The sequence below is a fragment of the Affinundibacterium seohonense genome, from assembly GCF_014284305.1.
Taxonomy (GTDB): Bacteria; Pseudomonadota; Gammaproteobacteria; order Burkholderiales; family Burkholderiaceae_D; genus Undibacterium; species Undibacterium seohonense.
The window spans coordinates 1-236 of record NZ_JACOFW010000151.1; the positions used below are offsets into that span (position 1 = coordinate 1).

General features: G+C 54.2%; 1 protein-coding gene. It reads left to right on the forward strand.

Annotation, left to right across the window (positions count from 1 at the left end; translation table 11 throughout):
- On the forward strand, positions 1-236 hold a 236-nt coding region (locus H8K52_RS20950; RefSeq protein WP_186924828.1), incomplete at both ends, for a hypothetical protein.

The following is a 236-nucleotide window of genomic DNA, read 5'->3' on the forward strand; positions in this document are numbered from 1 at the left end:
TAGGCGGTGGTACAGCAACAGCCGGTGCCGATTACAACAGCACAGCCACGTTCAGTAATGGTGTGACCTTAGTCGGTGGCAGCCTGATCGTTCCCGCTGGCGTGAGTACCTTCACGGTCACCGTCGCCACAATCAACGACAGTGTCGTCGATTCCGCCTCACCAGAATCCTTACCATTGGTGATCGGTGGTGTAACAGGCAATGGCGGTATTATTGATGATGACCAACCAAGCATC